Below are 875 nucleotides of genomic sequence, written 5' to 3'. Positions count from 1 at the left end.
GCCTCGGTGCAGTGGGTGGCCACGCGGATGGTGGAGACGCCCAGTTCGTGCGCCATCTTGAGGTGATCGACCGTGCCGATGCCCGGCAGCAGCAGCGCCGACACCCTGGCCTGCTTCATCAGCGGGATCACGGCGGACAGGTACTCCTCGTCGCTGTGGGCCGGGAAGCCGTAGTTCACCGAGCTGCCGCCCAGGCCGTCGCCGTGGGTGACCTCGATCAGCGGGATGCCCGCCTCGTCCAGGCCGCAGGCGATGGTCTTCATCTGCTCGAGCGTCATCAGGTGGCGCTTGGGGTGCATGCCGTCGCGCAGGGTCATGTCATGCACGGTGACTTTCTTGCCGCGAAGTTCCATGTTCATCTCTCCTTGTGGCCGGGGCGCTCAGGCCACCATCGTGGCGCGGTTGGATTCAAGCTTGAGGCGACCGGCCAGGATCTCCTCGGCGAACATCTCGGCGGTGCGCGCACCGGCCGCGGTCATGATGTCGAGGTTGCCGGCGTACTTGGGCAGGTAGTCGCCCAGGCCTTCGACCTCGAGGTACACCGAGACGCGCTTGCCGTCGAACACCGGGCCATTGACCAGGCGGTAGCCGGGCACGTACTTCTGCACCTCGCGGATCATGGCGTGGATGGATTCGGTGATCGCCGCCTGGTCGGGTTCGGTCTCGGTCAGGCAGTGCACCGTGTCGCGCATGATCAAGGGCGGTTCGGCCGGGTTGAGGATGATGATCGCCTTGCCCTGCTTGGCGCCGCCCACTTGCTCGACCGCGCCCGCGGTGGTGCGGGTGAATTCGTCGATGTTCTTGCGCGTGCCGGGGCCGGCCGACTTGGAGGACACGGTGGCGACGATCTCGCCGTAGGCCACCGGCTGCACGCG

At 67.1% G+C, this 875-nt stretch carries 1 protein-coding gene and 1 pseudogene; both read right to left on the bottom strand.

Features of this window, described 5'->3' with window-relative positions; all coding sequences use genetic code 11:
• Nucleotides 1-353, bottom strand: a pseudogene (locus B447_RS21540) (4-hydroxy-2-oxovalerate aldolase); the annotation flags it as partial.
• 27 nt (nt 354-380) lie between these two features.
• Nucleotides 381-875, bottom strand: a 495-nt coding sequence (locus tag B447_RS21535) for an acetylating acetaldehyde dehydrogenase (RefSeq protein WP_004249375.1), incomplete at its 5' end; no start/stop codon positions are given.

The sequence above is a fragment of the Thauera sp. 27 genome (assembly GCF_000310125.2).
Classification (GTDB): Bacteria; Pseudomonadota; Gammaproteobacteria; order Burkholderiales; family Rhodocyclaceae; genus Thauera; species Thauera mechernichensis.
Note: the sequence above shows the minus strand (reverse complement) of the source record. Positions and strands in the feature narration are given on the sequence as shown.